Annotated in this window: 22 protein-coding genes and 1 tRNA gene; 19 read left to right on the plus strand and 4 right to left on the minus strand. The window is 70.9% G+C overall.

Features of this window, described 5'->3' with window-relative positions:
* The first annotated feature begins 109 nt into the window (after positions 1-109).
* Positions 110-2,938 (plus strand): penicillin acylase family protein, encoded by a 2,829-nt coding sequence (locus AMK33_RS29415; protein ID WP_073936018.1) that lies wholly within the window; start codon positions 110-112, stop codon positions 2,936-2,938.
* A 90-nt stretch (positions 2,939-3,028) separates the two neighbouring features.
* Here AMK33_RS29415 and AMK33_RS29420 read toward each other — a convergent pair whose 3' ends face one another.
* On the minus strand, positions 3,029-3,643 hold the full coding sequence (locus AMK33_RS29420; protein WP_073936019.1) for a 5-formyltetrahydrofolate cyclo-ligase: 615 nt from the start codon (positions 3,641-3,643) through the stop codon (positions 3,029-3,031).
* 92 nt (positions 3,644-3,735) lie between these two features.
* On the opposite strand from AMK33_RS29420, the gene galU reads away from it, so the two are divergent.
* From galU to AMK33_RS29455, 7 genes are all read left to right on the plus strand, one after another.
* The gene (gene galU / locus AMK33_RS29425; protein ID WP_073936162.1) at positions 3,736-4,647 is read left to right on the plus strand and encodes a UTP--glucose-1-phosphate uridylyltransferase GalU; all 912 of its coding nucleotides are present in this window, start codon (positions 3,736-3,738) and stop codon (positions 4,645-4,647) included.
* Entirely contained in the window at positions 4,644-5,966 is a 1,323-nt protein-coding gene (gene glp, locus AMK33_RS29430) for a molybdotransferase-like divisome protein Glp (protein WP_073936020.1), read from the plus strand. Before galU ends, glp begins: the two co-directional genes overlap by 4 nt.
* A gap of 86 nt (positions 5,967-6,052) precedes the next feature.
* Complete coding sequence (moaC, locus tag AMK33_RS29435) at positions 6,053-6,565, plus strand: cyclic pyranopterin monophosphate synthase MoaC (protein WP_073936163.1); 513 nt, start codon at positions 6,053-6,055, stop codon at positions 6,563-6,565.
* Complete coding sequence (locus tag AMK33_RS29440; protein WP_073936021.1) at positions 6,562-7,104, plus strand: MogA/MoaB family molybdenum cofactor biosynthesis protein; 543 nt, start codon at positions 6,562-6,564, stop codon at positions 7,102-7,104. The genes moaC and AMK33_RS29440 overlap by 4 nt, the downstream gene beginning before the upstream one ends.
* A gap of 26 nt (positions 7,105-7,130) precedes the next feature.
* Positions 7,131-7,769 carry a GNAT family N-acetyltransferase gene (locus AMK33_RS29445; protein WP_235618237.1) on the plus strand — a complete coding sequence of 213 codons (639 nt, stop codon included), beginning with the start codon at positions 7,131-7,133 and terminating at the stop codon, positions 7,767-7,769.
* A 172-nt stretch (positions 7,770-7,941) separates the two neighbouring features.
* A complete protein-coding gene (sepX, locus tag AMK33_RS29450; RefSeq protein ID WP_073936023.1) occupies positions 7,942-9,144 on the plus strand; it encodes a divisome protein SepX/GlpR in 1,203 nt (400 codons plus the stop codon).
* A 60-nt stretch (positions 9,145-9,204) separates the two neighbouring features.
* Positions 9,205-9,278: transfer RNA gene (locus AMK33_RS29455), tRNA-Ala, on the plus strand.
* 61 nt (positions 9,279-9,339) lie between these two features.
* Here AMK33_RS29455 and AMK33_RS29460 read toward each other — a convergent pair.
* Positions 9,340-9,594: a GntR family transcriptional regulator gene (locus AMK33_RS29460; protein ID WP_079195008.1), complete on the minus strand. Its 255-nt coding sequence runs from the start codon at positions 9,592-9,594 to the stop codon at positions 9,340-9,342.
* Between the two features lie 196 nt (positions 9,595-9,790).
* On the opposite strand from AMK33_RS29460, the gene AMK33_RS29465 reads away from it, so the two are divergent.
* The 5 genes from AMK33_RS29465 (at position 9,791) to AMK33_RS44985 (ending at position 11,150) form a co-directional block, all read left to right on the plus strand.
* The gene (locus AMK33_RS29465; protein ID WP_073936025.1) at positions 9,791-10,039 is read left to right on the plus strand and encodes a hypothetical protein; all 249 of its coding nucleotides are present in this window, start codon (positions 9,791-9,793) and stop codon (positions 10,037-10,039) included.
* Positions 10,039-10,380: a hypothetical protein gene (locus AMK33_RS29470; protein WP_073936026.1), complete on the plus strand. Its 342-nt coding sequence runs from the start codon at positions 10,039-10,041 to the stop codon at positions 10,378-10,380. The genes AMK33_RS29465 and AMK33_RS29470 overlap by 1 nt, the downstream gene beginning before the upstream one ends.
* A 100-nt stretch (positions 10,381-10,480) precedes the next feature.
* Positions 10,481-10,828, plus strand: a complete 348-nt coding sequence (locus tag AMK33_RS29475; protein ID WP_073936027.1) for a DUF6247 family protein — start codon at positions 10,481-10,483, stop codon at positions 10,826-10,828.
* Positions 10,825-11,010, plus strand: a complete 186-nt coding sequence (locus AMK33_RS44980) for a hypothetical protein (protein WP_073936028.1) — start codon at positions 10,825-10,827, stop codon at positions 11,008-11,010. The genes AMK33_RS29475 and AMK33_RS44980 overlap by 4 nt, the downstream gene beginning before the upstream one ends.
* Entirely contained in the window at positions 11,007-11,150 is a 144-nt protein-coding gene (locus AMK33_RS44985; protein WP_327380000.1) for a hypothetical protein, read from the plus strand. Before AMK33_RS44980 ends, AMK33_RS44985 begins: the two co-directional genes overlap by 4 nt.
* Positions 11,151-11,163: 13 nt before the next feature.
* Here the strand turns inward: AMK33_RS44985 and AMK33_RS29485 are convergent, their stop codons facing one another.
* The gene (locus AMK33_RS29485; RefSeq protein ID WP_073936029.1) at positions 11,164-11,640 is read right to left on the minus strand and encodes a GNAT family N-acetyltransferase; all 477 of its coding nucleotides are present in this window, start codon (positions 11,638-11,640) and stop codon (positions 11,164-11,166) included.
* A gap of 50 nt (positions 11,641-11,690) precedes the next feature.
* Here AMK33_RS29485 and AMK33_RS29490 point away from each other — a divergent pair, with 50 nt between their 5' ends.
* Both AMK33_RS29490 and AMK33_RS29495 read left to right on the plus strand, forming a co-directional pair.
* A complete protein-coding gene (locus AMK33_RS29490; protein WP_073936030.1) occupies positions 11,691-12,503 on the plus strand; it encodes an exodeoxyribonuclease III in 813 nt (270 codons plus the stop codon).
* The gene (locus AMK33_RS29495) at positions 12,503-12,988 is read left to right on the plus strand and encodes an NUDIX hydrolase (RefSeq protein WP_073936031.1); all 486 of its coding nucleotides are present in this window, start codon (positions 12,503-12,505) and stop codon (positions 12,986-12,988) included. Before AMK33_RS29490 ends, AMK33_RS29495 begins: the two co-directional genes overlap by 1 nt.
* On the opposite strand, the gene AMK33_RS29500 is transcribed toward AMK33_RS29495, so the two are convergent.
* Complete coding sequence (locus tag AMK33_RS29500; RefSeq protein ID WP_073936032.1) at positions 12,985-13,605, minus strand: MerR family transcriptional regulator; 621 nt, start codon at positions 13,603-13,605, stop codon at positions 12,985-12,987. The two genes, AMK33_RS29495 and AMK33_RS29500, sit on opposite strands and share 4 nt — an antisense overlap.
* Positions 13,606-13,782: 177 nt before the next feature.
* On the opposite strand from AMK33_RS29500, the gene AMK33_RS29505 reads away from it, so the two are divergent.
* The 4 genes from AMK33_RS29505 (at position 13,783) to AMK33_RS29520 (ending at position 17,379) form a co-directional block, all read left to right on the plus strand.
* On the plus strand, positions 13,783-15,315 hold the full coding sequence (locus AMK33_RS29505; protein WP_073936033.1) for a flavin-containing monooxygenase: 1,533 nt from the start codon (positions 13,783-13,785) through the stop codon (positions 15,313-15,315).
* Complete coding sequence (locus tag AMK33_RS29510) at positions 15,312-16,241, plus strand: alpha/beta fold hydrolase (protein WP_073936034.1); 930 nt, start codon at positions 15,312-15,314, stop codon at positions 16,239-16,241. Before AMK33_RS29505 ends, AMK33_RS29510 begins: the two co-directional genes overlap by 4 nt.
* Positions 16,238-17,122 carry an SDR family oxidoreductase gene (locus AMK33_RS29515; protein ID WP_073936035.1) on the plus strand — a complete coding sequence of 295 codons (885 nt, stop codon included), beginning with the start codon at positions 16,238-16,240 and terminating at the stop codon, positions 17,120-17,122. The genes AMK33_RS29510 and AMK33_RS29515 overlap by 4 nt, the downstream gene beginning before the upstream one ends.
* 77 nt (positions 17,123-17,199) lie before the next feature.
* A complete protein-coding gene (locus tag AMK33_RS29520) occupies positions 17,200-17,379 on the plus strand; it encodes a hypothetical protein (protein WP_073936036.1) in 180 nt (59 codons plus the stop codon).
* Positions 17,380-17,440: the final 61 nt, after the last annotated feature.

Below are 17,440 nucleotides of genomic sequence, written 5' to 3' on the forward strand. Positions count from 1 at the left end.
TTCCCCACTCCGCGTCAAGTGCCGCGGGGCCCTGCGCCTATCGTTGCTCCAGCGCTCAGTTAAAAGCACAGCCCGACCTGCCGCTCGCGTTAGGACAGCAAGGACAGCGATGCCCACCGACACCACCGCCTCCACGGGTCAGCAGGCCGGCGCCTCCGCGGGGCAGCAGCCCGGCAAGTCCGGCAGGAAGAAGGGACGCAGAGGTCGACTGATCGTGCTCGTCCTGGTCCTGGCCCTGATCGGTGCTGTCGCCTACGGCGGGTACTGGTCGGTCAGCACCGTGCGCGCCTCCTTCCCGCAGACCAAGGGCTCGATCACGCTCAAGGGCCTGACGGGAACCGTCGACGTCAAGCGGGACGGCTACGGCATCCCGCAGATCTACGCCTCCTCCGACGAGGACCTGTTCATGGCGCAGGGCTACGTCCAGGCGCAGGACCGGTTCTACGAGATGGACGTGCGCCGGCACATGACCGCCGGGCGCCTGTCGGAGATGTTCGGCGAGAGCCAGATCGACAACGACGAGTTCCTGCGCACCCTGGGCTGGGACCGGATCGCCGAGGAGGAGTACGAGAAGAAGCTCTCCCCCGCCACCAAGAAGTACCTCCAGGCGTACGCCAAGGGCGTCAACGCCTACCTGGAGGGCAAGGAGGGCAAGGAGATCTCCCTCGAGTACGCGGCGCTGGGCTTCGAGAACGACTACAAGCCCGGGAAGTGGACCCCGGTCGACTCCGTGGCCTGGCTGAAGGCGATGGCCTGGGACCTGCGCGGCAACATGCAGGACGAGATCGACCGCGCGCTGATGACCAGCCGCCTCGGCCCGAAGCAGATCGCCGACCTGTACCCGGCGTACCCGTACAGCCGGAACAAGCCGGTGGTCCAGGAGGGCCAGTACAACCAGCTCACCGGGGCGTACGAGCAGGGCGAGAGCACGGGGACGGGGACGGGCACCGGGACGGGTGCGGAGACCGGCACGGGCACAGGCACAGGCACCGGTACCGGCACGGGTACCGGCACCGGCACGGGTACCGGCACCAGCGGTTCCACCCTGGAGAGCCAGCTCACCGGCCTCCAGGAGGTCCTGCAGGACCTCCCCACCGCCGTCGGCGTCAACGGCGACGGCATCGGCTCCAACTCCTGGGTGGTCGGCGGTGAGCACACCATCACCGGCAAGCCGCTGCTCGCCAACGACCCGCACCTGTCGGCCTCGCTGCCGTCCGTCTGGTACCAGATGGGCCTGCACTGCCGCGACGTCTCCGCCGAGTGCCAGTACGACGTCACCGGCTACACCTTCGCGGGCATGCCGGGCGTGATAATCGGCCACAACCAGGACATCGCCTGGGGCCTGACCAATTCCGGTGTCGACGTCACCGACCTCTACCTGGAGAAGATCACCGGCGACGGCTACCAGTACGACGGCAAGGTGGTGCCGTTCGAGACGCGCGAGGAGACCATCAAGGTCGCCGGCGGCAAGGCGCAGAAGATCGTCGTCCGTGAGACCAACAACGGCCCCCTGCTCTCCGACCGTTCCGACGACCTGGTGAAGACCGGCAAGAAGGCCACCGTCGACAGCGCCGCCCCTGACCGGGGCGACGGCTACGGCGTCGCGCTGCGCTGGACCGCCCTGGACGCCGGCCGCACCATGGACTCCATCTTCGCGATGAACCGCGCGAAGGACTGGGACGACTTCCGTGAGGCGGCCACCCTGTTCGAGGTGCCCTCGCAGAACCTCATCTACGCGGACACCGAGGGCAGCATCGGCTACACGCTCCCCGGGAAGATCCCCACCCGCGCGGAGAACCACGACGGTTCCATCCCCGCCCCCGGCTGGGACGCCGACTACGAGTGGACCGGCTGGATCGAGCAGGAGGCGCTGCCCTACGAGTACAACCCGGACCGCGGTTACATCGTCACCGCCAACCAGGCCGTCGTCGACGAGGAGTACCCGTACACGCTGACCACCGACTGGGGTTACGGCGCCCGCAGCCAGCGGATCACCGAACTGATCAAGTCGAAGATCAAGGACGGCGGCAAGATCTCCACCGACGACATGCGGCAGATGCAGCTCGACAACTCCAGCACCATCGCCAAGCTGCTGGTGCCGCACCTGCTCAAGATCGACACCGAGGACGCGGACGTCCGCGAGGCGCAGAAGCTGCTGGAGGGCTGGGACTACACCCAGGACGCCGACTCGGCGGCCGCCGCCTACTTCAACTCCGTGTGGCGCAACATCCTCAAGCTCGCCTTCGCCCACAAGCTGCCCAAGGAGCTGCGGGTCAAGGGCCAGTGCGTGTGGGTCGACCCGGTCAACACCACCGGACCCGCCGACGAGGTGGACAAGATCCGCGAGTGCGGTCAGCGCGACGCCGACCAGGCGCAGCCCGACGGCGGCGACCGCTGGTTCGAGGTGGTCCGCAAGCTGATGGACAAGGAGGACAGCTCCTGGTGGAAGACCCCCAAGTCGGGCACCCGCCCCGCCGCGGACAACCGTGACGAGCTGTTCAAGCGCGCCATGATCGACGCCCGCTGGGAGCTGACCGCCAAGCTCGGCAAGGACATCGACACCTGGAGCTGGGGTCGGCTGCACCGCCTGTTCCTGAAGAACCAGACCCTCGGCACCGAGGGCCCGGGCTTCCTGCAGTACATGCTCAACCGCGGTCCGTGGAAGCTCGGCGGCGGCGAGGCCACCGTCAACGCGACCGGCTGGAACGCCGCCGGGGGCTACGGCGTCGTGTGGGTGCCGTCCATGCGGATGGTGGTCAACCTCGGCGACCTCGACAAGTCCCGGTGGATCAACCTCACCGGCGCCTCCGGACACGCCTACAGCGCCCACTACGTCGACCAGACGGACAAGTGGGCCGAGGGCGAGCTGCTGGAGTGGTCGTACTCGGAGAAGGCGGTCGAGGACAGCACCAGCGACACCCTGCTGCTGAAGCCCTGACCCGGTCCTCGCCGTCGGAAGCGGCCGCCACGCGCGTGTGGCGGCCGCTTCCGCGTGTGCGGGGGCTCAGCCGAACCGTCAGCCGAACCGTCAGCCGAACCGGCGCACCCCGGACGGCGTCACCACCGCGTGCACCGGCCGGTCGTGCGGCTCGGCGGGGACACGCGCGACGACCTCCGTGTCGTACAGCAGCACCACCAGCGCCGGACGCGCGCCCGCGCGGTCCAGCCGGGCGAGGACCCGGTCGTAGGAGCCGCCGCCGCGTCCCAGGCGCATCCCGCGCCTGTCGACGGCGAGGCCCGGCAGCAGCACGACGTCCGCCTCCGTGACGGCGTCCGGTCCGAGAAGCGGCCCCGAGGGTTCGAAAAGCGCCATCTTCGCGCCGTGTCGCACCCGTGTGAGTGAGCCCTCGCCCTCGTACGCCCCCCAGTCCAGGTCGTTGTCGGGCAGCAGTGCGGGCAGCAGTACGCGTGCGCCCCGCGCGCGCAGCGCGTCGAGCAGCGCGAGCGTGCCGGGCTCGCTCCCCACGGAGACGTACGCCGCCACCGTGCGCGCATGCGCCAGTTCGGGCAGTCCGAGTGCCTGCCGGGCCAGCGCGGCGGCGGATTCCCGCACGTCATCCGCCGTCAACCCGTTCCTCACCGTGAGGAGTTCTCGACGCCATGCCCGCTTGTCAAGATCGCTCGGGCCTTCTGCGTGTTTCAAATCTGTCCCCGTACCGTTCCAATATGCTCATATGAGCAGTAATTAACCGGAGCCCCAGATTCACTGCAAAGGGGCCCGATATGGTGGCGGACATGTCTCAGTCACACCCTCGGATCAGCAAGGCTGTCATCCCCGCAGCCGGTCTCGGCACCCGGTTCCTGCCGGCCACCAAGGCCACTCCCAAGGAGATGCTGCCGGTCGTCGACAAGCCGGCGATCCAGTACGTGGTCGAAGAGGCCGTCTCCGCCGGCCTCGACGACGTCCTCATGGTGACGGGCCGCAACAAGCGCCCCCTGGAGGACCACTTCGACCGCAACTACGAGCTGGAGTCCGCCCTCCAGAAGAAGGGCGACGCCGACCGCCTCGCCAAGGTCCAGGAGTCCAGCGACCTGGCCACCATGCACTACGTCCGCCAGGGCGACCCCAAGGGCCTCGGCCACGCCGTGCTGTGCGCCGCCCCGCACGTCGGCGACGAGCCCTTCGCCGTCCTCCTCGGCGACGACCTGATCGACCCGCGCGACCCCCTGCTCCAGCGCATGATCGACGTCCAGCAGCAGCACGGCGGCAGCGTCGTCGCGCTCATGGAGGTGGCCCCCGAGCAGATCCACCTCTACGGCTCCGCCGCGGTCGAGACCACCGCGGACGCCGACGTCGTCAAGGTCACCGGCCTGGTCGAGAAGCCCGCCCCCGAGGACGCCCCTTCGAACTACGCCGTCATCGGCCGCTACGTCCTCGACCCCGCCGTCTTCGGCATACTGCGCAAGACCGAGCCCGGCCGCGGCGGCGAGATCCAGCTCACCGACGCCCTCCAGCAGCTCGCCGAGGACGAAAAGGCCGGCGGCCCGGTGCACGGCGTCGTCTTCAAGGGCCGCCGCTATGACACCGGCGACCGCGGCGACTACCTGCGTGCCATTGTCCGACTGGCGTGCGAACGTGAGGACCTGGGACCGGACTTCCGGACCTGGCTCCAGCGATACGTCACCGAGGAGATGCAGCAACGTTGAGCACCGCCGCGCCCCGCACCGCAGGCCCGGACCACCTCTGGTCGGTGGACGAGCACCTGGACGACATCCTCGCGACCGTCCGGCCCCTCGAACCCATCGAGCTGCACCTCCTCGACGCCCAGGGCTGCGTCCTGGTCGAGGACGTCACGGTGCCCGTCTCCCTGCCCCCGTTCGACAACAGCTCCATGGACGGGTACGCGGTGCGGGTCGCGGACGTCGCGGGCGCGAGCGAGCGGTACCCGGCGGCCCTGGAGGTCGTCGGGGACGTCGCCGCCGGCGCGGCCGGCCTCCTCCACGTCGGCCCCGGCCAGGCAGCCCGCATCATGACCGGTGCCCCGCTCCCGCCCGGCGCCGAGACCGTCGTCCCCGTCGAGTGGACCGACGGCGGGCTCGGCGAGGGCCCGGCCACCGGGATGCGCGCCCGCAGCCTCGCCCCCGAGGGTGCCACCGGGCAGGTGAACGTGTACCGCCCGGCCGAGGCACGCGCGCACGTGCGCGCCCAGGGCAGCGACGTCAAGGCCGGTGACCGCGCCCTGGCGGCCGGCACCGTCCTCGGCCCGCCGCAGATCTCCCTGCTGGCCGCGATCGGCCGCGGCACGGTACGCGTGCGCCCGCGCCCGCGCGTGGTGGTGCTCTCCACCGGCAGCGAACTCGTCCAGCCCGACGAGGAACTGCGCCCCGGTCAGATCTACGACTCCAACAGCTTCGCCCTCACCGCCGCCGCGCGGGACGCCGGCGCGATCGCCTACCGCGTGGGCGCCGTCGCCGACGACGCCACGACCCTGCGGGACACCATCGAGGACCAGCTGGTGCGCGCCGACCTGATGGTCACCACCGGCGGCGTGAGCGTCGGGGCGTACGACGTCGTCAAGGAGGCGCTGTCGTACGCCGGGGACGAGGACGAGCCCGGCAGCGGCGTCGAGTTCCGCAAGCTCGCCATGCAGCCGGGCAAGCCGCAGGGCTTCGGCTCCATCGGCCCCGACCACACCCCGCTGCTGGCCCTGCCCGGCAACCCGGTCTCCAGTTACGTCTCCTTCGAGCTGTTCGTCCGGCCCGCCATCCGCACCCTGATGGGCCTGACGGACGTCCACCGTCCGAGGGCCCGCGCGAAGCTCACCGCGGACCGGGCGCTGACCTCGCCGGGGGGCCGCCGCCAGTTCCTGCGCGGCCGGTACACCGACGGCACGGTGACCCCGGTCGGCGGCGCCGGCTCCCACCTCGTGGCGGCCCTCGCGCAGGCGAACGCGCTGATCGTCGTCCCCGAGGACGCCGAGTCCGTCGCGCCCGGCACCGAGGTCGAGGTGGTCCTGCTCGGCTGAGCGCGACCGGTTGGCGGTACCGTGTCGCGCACAGCAGGCCCGTGCGCCGCACCGCGACGGGCCAGGACCGGGAGCGCCACACGATCATGACCGTGCCTTCCCGGGGGGAGACCCCCGGTTCCTCCGACCAGTCCCGCCTGACCCACATCGACGAGGCGGGCGCCGCCCGCATGGTCGACGTGTCCGCCAAGGACGTCACCGCGCGCACCGCGCGGGCCACCGGCCGCGTTCTCGTCTCACCGCGCGTGATCGAGCTGCTGCGCGGCGAGGGCGTCCCCAAGGGCGACGCGCTGGCCACCGCGCGCATCGCGGGCATCATGGGCGCCAAACGCACCCCCGATCTGATCCCGCTCTGTCACCCGTTGTCGGTGTCCGGTGTGAAACTGGACCTGTCGGTCGCGGACGACGCCGTGGAGATCGCGGCGACGGTGAGGACGACGGACCGTACGGGCGTCGAGATGGAGGCGCTCACCGCGGTCTCCGTCGCCGCGCTCACCGTGATCGACATGGTCAAGGCGGTCGACAAGGAGGCGGTCATCACGGACGTACGGGTCGAGGAGAAGACGGGCGGCAAGTCGGGCGACTGGAGCCGGGCATGACACTCGACGTGACCGCCGGAGGCGCGCTGCTCGCGCCGTACAGCGCGCTCGTGGTCACCGCGTCCAACCGGGCTGCCGCCGGCGTCTACGAGGACAAGGGCGGCCCGCTGATCGCGGAGGGACTGCGGCGCTTCGGCTTCGCGGTCGACGGCCCCCGGGTCGTCCCCGACGGCGACCCCGTGGAGGCGGCTCTCCGCGCGGGCGTCGACGCCGCCTACGACGTCGTCGTCACCACCGGCGGCACCGGCATCTCACCCACCGACCGCACCCCCGAGGCGACCCGCCGGGTCATCGACCACGAGATCCCCGGCATCGCGGAGGCCATCCGGGCGTACGGCCGCGACAAGGTGCCCACGGCCGCCCTCTCCCGGGGCCTCGCGGGAGTCGCGGGCGGCACGCTGATCGTCAACCTGCCGGGGTCCAGCGGCGGGGTGAAGGACGGTCTTGCCGTCCTGGAGCCGCTGCTGAAGCACGCCGTGGACCAGCTGCGCGGCGGGGACCACCCGAGACCGGACGCCACGGGCGGGGGTGCGAGCTGAACAGCCCACACTGGCCGGTCGAGCTGGTGGACGGCGACATCGTCCTCCGGCCGATAAGGCTGCGCGACCAGAAGGCCTGGCGCGAGGTCAACCGCCGCAACCGTGACTGGCTGCGGCCCTGGGAGGCGACGATCCCGCCGCCCACGCCCAGCGGCCCGGTCACCCACCGGCCGACCTACCGTCAGATGGTCCGCCACCTGCGCTCCGAGGCCAACGCGGGCCGGATGCTGCCGTTCGTCATCGAGTACCAGGGCCGTCTCGTCGGCCAGTTGACGGTCGCCGGGATCACCTGGGGCTCGATGTGCTCGGGCCACGTCGGCTACTGGGTGGACGAGTCGGTGGCCGGCCGCGGAGTGATGCCGACGGCCGTGGCGATGGTCGTGGACCACTGTTTCCGCGCTGTCGGACTGCACCGCGTCGAGGTCTGCATTCGCCCCGAGAACGGGCCGAGCCGCAGGGTCGTGGAGAAACTCGGATTCCGCGAGGAGGGACTGCGCCCGCGATATCTGCACATCGACGGCGCCTGGCGCGACCACCTCGTCTTCGCGCTCACGGCGGAGGAGGTCCCCGACGGTTTGCTCGCCCGGTGGCGCCGGGCACGCTCCGAGGGGCGGTCCGGCCACGAGCGGCGTAATCCGGGAATCCCGCACGGCCCCGGAAATTGAATAAACGTTCGAATTTAAGCGGAAGGTGACCGCCTTCAGGCGTGGAATTCCCGCTTTGAGGGGGTCCCTGATCGTGCCGGTCACAAGAAAAGTTCGAAATATCAGCCAGATCGTGCGACACACCGGCCCAATTGGCGGATGGCCCCGTGCAAACCCCTCTACCGTGTGAGATGTGAGCAGCAGCGGCCTCATCTACGCAGTCATCGTCGGGGCCTGGGCCGCCTACTTGGTGCCGATGTGGCTCCGTAGGCAGGACGAGCTGAACGAGGCCCGTCCGACGGAACGCTTCAGCACCGCCATCCGATTGCTGTCCGGACGGGCGGGCATGGAGCGCCGGTACGCCAAGGACCTGCGGGCGCGCTCCGCCGACGAGGGGGAGTACGACGTCCACGACCCGGACGCGGTCACCGACACGGTGGACGTCCGGGCCTTCGCCGTGTCCCAGACCCGTCCGCAGACCCAGGCACCCCTGCCGTCGCTCCCCGAGGAGCGGCCGGAACCGGTACCTGCCCGGCCTCCGCGCGAGCGCGCGGACGGGCGGGCGCCCGAACCGGCCGCCGCGCGGGGACGCGTCCCGGCCGCCCGCCGCGGACAGGACGCCCAGCGGGCCCGAGCGGCGCAGGCCGCCGCCGCGCGCGCCCAGCGCTCCAAGGCGCTCGCCCGCCGCCGGCGCACCACCACGATGCTCTTCGCCGCCTTCACGCTCGGCGCGATCGTCGCGGCGGTCGGCGGACTCGCGTTCCTCTGGGCACCCGGCGTGCCGGCCGTGCTGCTGAGCGCCTACATCGCCTACCTCCGCTCCCAGGAGCGCCGCCGCTTCGCCTACCAGATGGACCGCCGCCAGGCCGAGGTCGCCGCGCAGCGGCTGCGCGAGCGGGAGCGACAGCCGCGACGCCGCCCGTCCGTCGAGGACGCCGACCCCGACGAACCGGAGGGGCCGGAAGCGGGAGTCGACGTCGACCCGGGCATGACCGCGCTCGCCGCGGACCGGCGCGCGCTCGTCGAGCAGACCGACCACGCCGAGTGGGTCGACCAGCAGCGCGAGCGGCAGCGGCGGCCCGGCCAGGGCGGCGACAGCTGGGACCCGGTCCCGGTACCGCTCCCGACGTACGTGACCGCCCCGGTCGCCCCCCGCGCCACGGGCGACGTGGACCTGGGCGCCCCGGACACCTGGAGCTCGGCCCGCTCCAGCGCCGTACCGGCGGACGAGGCACAGGGCTCGGCCGACGAAGCGGACCCGGACCCGGCCGCTCCCGCCGACGACCGCAGCGACGCCCGCCGGGCCGCCTCGGCCCGCCGCTCCCGCGAACGCGGCCGCACCCCCCTCTTCGACCAGTACGAGGACGGCGACCGCCCGAAGGCCGCCAACGAGTAGTGCCAGGCCAACGGATTTCCGAGCACCCCGATCGGGATGCTAAAGTTTCACTCGTTGCAAGGGCCTGTGGCGCAGTCCGGTAGCGCACCTCGTTCGCATCGAGGGGGCCAGGGGTTCAAATCCCCTCAGGTCCACTGCACAGTTGGAAGCCCCCGCCGAGAAATCGGCGGGGGCTTCTTCGTGTTGAGCGGGCCGTCAGTCGGTGGTCTCGTTCTCGGGTGCGGCGGTCGGCGGCTGGTCCACGACGAAGGATCCCTTGCCGCGTACGGTCACGATGAGCCCTCGCTCGCGGAGTTCCTGCGCGGCCCGGCGGGCGGTGAGCCGTGCCACGCCGTACTCGTCGGCCAGATGATTCTCCGAGGGGATCGGCCTGTCCGGGGCCAGCTCCCCTGACTCGATCTTCTTCGTGATCACGTCGGCCAGTTGGACGTAGAGCGGCCTTGCGCTCATCGGGTCCAAGGTCGACTTGGGCTCCTCTGTATCGCTCATATGTCCAACGTAGGCGTATGCCTATCTGCACGCTCGAGCGGATCCCTCTGCACTTGTATGTAGAGGGATGCAGTGCGCTGTAACGTCGGTCGTGTAAGACCCCGGCGAGGTGGCCAGACCTCCCGGGGCGCGGCCAACGCTGAATCGGAGCGTCGACATGCATGACTTTATCCGCCGTGTGGTCCGGTGGCCGGGCCTTCTCTTCGGCCCCGGCACGGGAGCCCACCGTGCGGGCGATCCTCGCCCCGCCCACCTCACCGTCCGCCCCACCGGCTCCGCCCGCCTCCCCCTCCACCGCTCCCCGTACTGCCGGCACCTTCCGCTCGACGGAGCCGAGTCCAGGCTCGTTCGTCCGTACCTCGACCTCGATCAGTACGTCGTCGGGGCGGGGAAGGTGGCCGCGTGATGGAGTCGACCCCCTCGCTGCGGCTGCTGCCCTGGTCGTCGTCGGACGGCAAGCCCTGCTTCCTCGCCAACGGTGTCGAGGGCGGCCGTGTCTCGCAGTTGGCGGACGAGACGGAGGCGCGTCAACTGGCCGACGGCCTGGAGATGCTCGGCCGCGCTCGACGGGTGCTGGACGAGCCCCTGTCCCCGAACGTCGAGGTGCGCTACACCGCCGTCCGGCTCACCGAGTGCCTGGCGGACGCGCTGCGCGTGGCGGAGTCCCGTGGCCGGCGCCTGTCCTCGTCGGACGCACGTGGCACTGGGAGTGTCGTCGACAGTGGGACGGGTGGGGCGTGCTCATGAGTCTCCAGGCTGTGCGGTGGGCGGGTATCGAACGGCTCACCCGGGTCGTCGGGGAGGGCTATCGTCGTAGGCACGGTGCACCGAAGGAGTACACCCGGTCATGTCCGCACGCGCAGCAGAATCCACGCCGGCCGTCCCGCCCATGCCCGAGCGGAACCCCAAGGCGTTGCGTGCTGCCATCGCTCAGCACGCTCCCCAGCTTCTTCCGGACTTCGACGAGCACTGGAAGTGGGCCGTCGCGGACGCGTATGACATCAGCACGGTGCCTGCGTTCATGGCCCGCTGGTGGGGTGAGTACGCGGTCGCACGGGATCCGGAGCTCGATGCCCATATGGCTGATCTCCACCACCGTGCGGCAGGGTCCACCGACATCGCCGAGGCCAAGGCGCTCCTGGAAGAAGCCTCCCACATCCGGCACGAGGTACAGCGGCTGGAGCCTGGTCAGTGACCGACGACGGGTTCATGGGACCGCCGTGGCAGATGGACTGGACGCTCAAGGCTCAGGCCGTTCGCGACACCCTGCCCGAGCATGTGCGGAAGACGGTCGACGCCGTGCGCGCTGAACTCGTCACGGCGAAGGACCCGTACTTCCGGGGCATCGCACGGATGCGGACCTTCCCGACGGCATGAGGGTCAGGCCGATCCAGTCCAGCGTTCCGAAGGGCCCTCGCATCTTCTTCTTCGGTCATGGGCACGGCTGGCTGCGCTACACCTTCATTCGGCGTGTGGAGGACCCCCAGATCATCGTGGAAGAGGTCTTCTGGCAATGACCCGGCGCCGGTCTCAGAGCGTCTTCGCGTAGCAGCGGCTGTCCTCGTGGAAGCGGTAGTAGCCGAACTTCTCGCAGGGTTCGTAGCCGCTGGAGGTGTACAGGGCGATGGCCTCCGGCTGCTTGGTGCCGGTTTCCAGGACCATGCGGACGCGGCCGGCCGCGCGGGCGTCCTCCTCCAGGGCGGCCAGGATGCGGCGGGCCAGGCCCCGGCCGCGCATCTGCTCGGTCACGTACATGCGCTTGAGCTCGGCGTCGCCGTCGCGGTTGCCCTCGTCGTTGGCGTCCTGGACGCGCCAGCCGCCGGAGGCCACGGGGATGCCCGCCTCGTCGTAGGCGATCAGGTAGGTGCCGTTCGGGGGCCTGAAGTCCGCCGGGTGCATGGGGGTGGAGTCGCCGCCGTCGCCGTAGCGGACGTGGTACTCGGCCTGGACCTCGGCATCCAGTTTCACGGCGTCGGGGTGGTCGTACGGGACCGGGCGGATATCCATGCCGATTACCGTAAAACATGCCCGGACCTGGAGTGTCGTATCGTGCCCTGATGCTCACTGTGACCTCCGTCAACGTCAATGGACTGCGGGCCGCCGCCAAGAAGGGCTTCGTGGAGTGGCTGGCCGGGACCTCCGCCGATGTGCTGTGTCTGCAGGAGGTGCGGGCGGAGGCGAAGCAGTTGCCGGAGCAGGTGCGGGAGCCCGAGGGGTGGTACGTGACGCATGCTCCCGCCGCTGCCAAGGGGCGTGCGGGGGTGTCCCTGTACTCCCGGCGTGAGCCCGAGCGCACACAAATCGGTTTCGGGTCGGACGAGTTCGATGACAGCGGGCGGTATGCGGAGGTCGATCTGCCCGGTGTGACCGTCGCCTCGCTCTATCTGCCGTCCGGGGATGTCGGGACCGAGCGGCAGGACGAGAAGGTGCGGTTCATGGACCAGTTCCTCGTCTACCTCAGAGGACTGCGGGAGCGGGCCGCCGCCGACGGGCGGGAGGTCGTCGTCTGCGGGGACTGGAACATCGCCCATGAGAAGGCCGACCTGAAGAACTGGCGCGGGAACACCAAGAGTTCCGGGTTCCTGCCGGAGGAGCGGGAGTGGCTGTCCCGGGTGCTCGATCCGGCGGACGGCGGGTACGTCGATGTCGTACGGGCGCTGCATCCGGACGTGGACGGGCCGTACTCCTGGTGGTCCTACCGGGGGCGGGCCTTCGACAACGACACCGGATGGAGGATCGACTACCAGATGGCGACCCCGGGACTCGCGGGACGGGCGGTCGACGCCCGCGTCGAGCGCGCGGCCACGCACGCCGAGCGGTGGTCGGACCACGCGCCCGTGACGGTGGTCTACGAGCAGGGCGTGAGCTGATGCGGACGCCGAGGCAGGCCGCTCGGGTCGCCGTGCTGGATCCGGACGGGGCCGTCTTCATGTTCCGGTACGACAATGACGAGGTCGGTGTCCACTGGGCGATGCCCGGTGGTGGCATGGAACCGGGGGAGACGCCCGAGCAGGCCGCGCGGCGGGAGCTGCGCGAGGAGACCGGGTGGGACGACATCGCGCTCGACGGCACCGTGCTGTGTCTGTGGGAGCACGACTTCACCCGGGCCGGTGTTCCGGTGCGGCAGAGCGAGCACGTCTTCCTCGCCCGTGGTCCCCGGCGTGACCTCACGGGAGACCTCGCCGCCGCGCACGCCGAGGACCGGATCCTGCGGTGGCGCTGGTGGTCGCCGGAGGAGCTGGCGGGGGACACGGAGCCGTTGTGGCCGCCGCAGTTGCCGGAGCTGCTGGCGCGTGTGCGGCGGGACGGGCCGCCGGTGGAGCCCGTCGACCTCGGGTATGTGAAGAATCGCTAGTCCTGTTTGCGCAGCCGCCGGTCCAGGGCCAGGGACAGTTCCGCGTCCACCACGCTGCGGGCCAGTGGGCGCAGGCGGTGGAGGGATTCCTCCGGGGCGTGGCGGAGGATCAGAGTGGCGAAGAGGTCGGCCAGGGTGTCGGCGTGGGTGCGGACCTCCGCGCCGGTGCGGAGCACCTCCGCGAGCGGGATGCCCTCGCGGACCAGGGCCGACGACACGTCCAGCAGGCGCCGGCTGATGTGGACGATCTCCTCGCCGTCGACGCCGAGGTAACCGAGGTCCAGCGCGACGGCCAGGTTCTCCGGGGTGACCTCGCCGGCGAAGTGGTCGGCGAGTTCCTCGGGGGTGAGGCGGACGGGGACCTCGTCGGTGGGGACGTCCATGCCGAGGAGTTCGCCGACGTCACGGCCGTGGTCGAAGGCCTCGGCGAGTTCCGCTATGCCGTTCAGGGTGTGGCCGCGTTCCAGGAGCGCCGTGATCGTGCGCAGACGGGCCAGGTGGTGGTCGTCGTACCAGGCGATACGGCCCTCACGGCGCGGTGGCGGGATCAGCTTGCGCTCGCGGTAGAAGCGCAGCGTGCGCACCGTGATGCCGGCCAGCCGGGCCAGCTCGTCCATGCGGTACTCGCGTCGCTCACCGGGTCCTTCGCTCTCTTCTGCCACGCCTGAAGCCTAGGGCGTACCGGCGGTAACTTTCCTCGCGTGCCCCCTACCCATCAGTACGGAGCTGCTCTACGCTCCCCATTGCGCCAGTGTTCACTGGCGGAGTTCTGAGCGATGCGTGGAGGCTTCGGGATGGCCGAGCACGAGCACGGACAAGAGCACGAGCACGTACGGGTGGCGGTGGTCGGGTCGGGATTCGGCGGGCTCGGGGCCGCCGTGCGGCTGCGGCGCGAGGGGATCACCGACTTCGTCGTCCTGGAGCGGGCCGGCAGTGTCGGCGGCACCTGGCGCGACAACAGCTACCCCGGCTGCGCCTGCGACGTGCCGTCGCACCTGTACTCGTTCTCCTTCGCGCCCAACCCCGACTGGCCCCGCTCCTTCTCCGGACAGCGGCACATCCGCGCCTACCTGGAGCACGTCACCGACGTCTTCGGGCTGCGGCCCCACATCCGCCTCGACTCGGAGGTGAAGCGGATGGTGTGGGACGGCGAGCGGATGCGGTGGGAGATCGAGACGAGCAGCGGGAATCTCAGCGCGGACGTCGTCGTCTCCGCCACCGGGCCGTTGTCGGAGCCGAAACTGCCCGACATCCCCGGGCTCGACTCCTTCCCCGGCAAGGTCTTCCACTCCGCCCAGTGGGACCACGACTACGACCTGCGCGGCAAGCGGGTCGCCATGGTCGGCACCGGGGCGTCCGCGATCCAGATCGTGCCCTCCATCCAGCCGCTCGTCTCGCGACTCACCCTCTTCCAGCGCACCCCCGCCTGGGTCCTGCCCCGCGTCGACCGGCCCATCAGCGGAGCCGAGCGCGCCCTGCACCGGGCACTGCCCGTCACCACCAAGCTGCGCCGCGGACTGCTCTGGGGCATCAGGGAGTTGCAGGTCCAGGCGTTCACCAAGCACCCCGGCGAGCTCGGCTTCGTCGAGCAGCTCGCCAAGCGGAACATGGGCCGCGCCATCAAGGACCCGGCCCTGCGCGCCAGGCTCACCCCCGACTACCGCATCGGCTGCAAGCGGATCCTGCTGTCGAGCACCTACTATCCTGCGCTCGCTCAGCCCAATGTCGATGTCGTCGCGAGCGGTTTGAGTGAGGTGCGCGGGTCCACCGTCGTCGGTGCCGACGGGAGCGAGGCCGAGGTCGACGCGATCGTGTTCGGGACCGGGTTCCACGTCACCGACATGCCCATCGCGGAGCGGGTCGTCGGGGCGGAGGGGAAGACCCTCGCCGAGAGCTGGGCGGGCGGGATGCAGTCCCTGCGCGGTGCGGCCGCCGCCGGGTTCCCCAACTGGATGACGATCATCGGGCCCAACACCGGCCTCGGGAACTCCTCCATGATCCTGATGATCGAGTCCCAGCTCAACTACCTGGCCGACTACATGCGGCAGTTGGACGTCCTCGGGGGCCGGGTCGCCCTCGACGCCCGCCCCAGCGCCGTACGCGCCTGGAACCACCGGGTGCAGGAGCGGATGAAGCGCACGGTGTGGAACACCGGCGGCTGTACGAGCTGGTACCTCGACGAGAGCGGGCGCAACACCACCATCTGGCCCGGTACGACGAGCGAGTTCCGGCGCGAGACCCGGCGGGTCGACCTCGCCGAGTACGCCGTCCTGCGGGCGCACCCCAACAGCACGGTCACCCAGGAGAACGCCGAGGTGACCGCGTGAGCCGCCTCACCCACGTCACCTCCGGGCCGTACGCCCCGCCCGCCGCCGCCCGTGAACTGACCGCCCTCTCCGCCGACGGCGCCCGGCTGCACGTCGAGGTGCACGGCCCCGAGGAGGCGCCGGCGGTCGTCCTCGCCCACGGCTGGACCTGCTCGACCGCGTTCTGGGCGGCGCAGATCCGCGAACTGGCCGCCGACCACCGGGTCATCGCCTACGACCAGCGCGGCCACGGACGCACCCCCGCGAGCCCGGCGTGCAGCACCGACGCGCTCGCCGACGACCTCGAAGCCGTACTCACCGCCACCCTCGCGCCCGGCGAACAGGCCGTGGTCGCCGGGCACTCCATGGGCGGGATGACGGTGATGGCCGCCGCCACGAGGCCCGCGTTCCGCGCGCACGTGGCCGCCGTCCTGCTGTGCAGCACCGGCAGTTCGCGGCTGGTCGCCGAGTCGACGGTGGTGCCGATACGGGCGGGCAGGGCGCGGAGCCGGCTGACCGGGCACATCCTCGGCTCCCGCGCCCCGCTCGGGCCGGTCACACCGCTCGCCCGCCGGATCCTCAAGTACGCGACGATGGGCCCCGCCTCCGCCCCGGACATGGTCGAGGCGTGCGCCCGTATCGTGCACGCCTGTCCGCGCACGGTGCGCCACGCCTGGTCGCGCGTGCTCGACGGGCTCGATCTCGACCACGGACTCGCCGAGTTGCGCGTACCGGTCGAGATCGTCGCCGGTGGCGCGGACCGGCTCACCCCGCCGGTGCACGCCCGGTCGCTCGCCGCCGCGCTGCCGAACTGCCTCGGCGTCACCGAGCTGCCCGGCATCGGCCACATGACACCCGTCGAGGCGCCCGACCTGGTCACCGGGAAGATCCGCGCCCTGGCCGCCGCCCACATCAACGCCGTACCCGCCGTCGAGGAGAGCGCATGAGCAGGGTCAGTCTCGAAGGAAGGGTCGCCGTCGTCACCGGAGCGGCGCGCGGCGTCGGGGAGTTGCTGGCCCGCAAGCTCTCCGCGCGCGGGGTGAAGGTGGCGCTGGTCGGGCTGGAGCCGGACGCGCTCAAGGATGTCTCCGCGCGGCTGCACAGCGACAGCGACCACTGGTACGCGGACGTCACCGACCACGAGGCGATGGCCAAGGTCGCCGAGGAGGTCCGGGAGCGGTTCGGCCGGGTCGACATCGTGGTCGCCAACGCCGGTGTGGCGACGGGCGGTCCGTTCGCCGACTCCGATCCGGAGTCCTGGCGGCGGGTGATAGAGGTGAACCTGATCGGATCGGCGGTCACCGCTCGGGCGTTCCTGCCGCTGCTCGCCGAGAGCCGGGGCTACCTGCTCCAGATAGCCTCCCTCGCCGCGATCACCCCGGCGCCGATGATGACGGCGTACTGCGCCTCCAAGTCCGGTGTGGAGGCGTACGCGCACAGTCTGCGCGCCGAAGTCGGGTACCGGGGCGTGAAGGTGGGCGTCGGGTACCTGTCGTGGACCGACACCGACATGGTGCGCGGGGCCGATCAGGACGACGTGATGCGGGAGTTGCGGCAGCGGCTGCCGTGGCCGTCGAACAAGACGTACCCGCTGGGGCCCGCGGTGGACCGGCTGGTGGCCGGCATCGAGCGGCGGGCGAGCCATGTGTACGGGCAGTGGTGGCTGCGCGGGATGCAGGGCGTGCGCGGGTACCTGCCCGCGGTCATCGGGACGGTGGGGCAGCGGGAGATGCGGCGCTTCGGCGACCGGCTCGCGGGCGTGCGCACGGGGTTGGTCGGGGCGGGCGGCAACGCCGATGAGCAGCACCGGAACACGGTCCGTGACTGATCGACATGCGCGGGGTGACGGGGCGTGTGAATCTGATCGGGCAAGTTCCCCCCACCCCACAACGGGAGTGAACCCACATGGGTATGAAGGATCAGTTCCAGGAGAAGTCCGAGCAGTTCCAGCAGCAGGCCAAGCAGCGTGCCCAGCAGGGCAAGGAGCAGATGCAGGGCCGTGGCCGCCGGAGGGACGAGGACATGGACGAGCCGCGCCGTCGGCGGGAGTCCGAGGAGCGTATCGACCAGGACTACGACGTCTGACGTCGAGCGGCGAAGACGTCTGGGGACGTCCGAAGACGCTTGAGGACACCTGAGGACGTCT

The sequence above is a fragment of the Streptomyces sp. CB02400 genome (assembly GCF_001905725.1).
GTDB classification, from domain to species: Bacteria; Actinomycetota; Actinomycetes; order Streptomycetales; family Streptomycetaceae; genus Streptomyces; species Streptomyces atrovirens.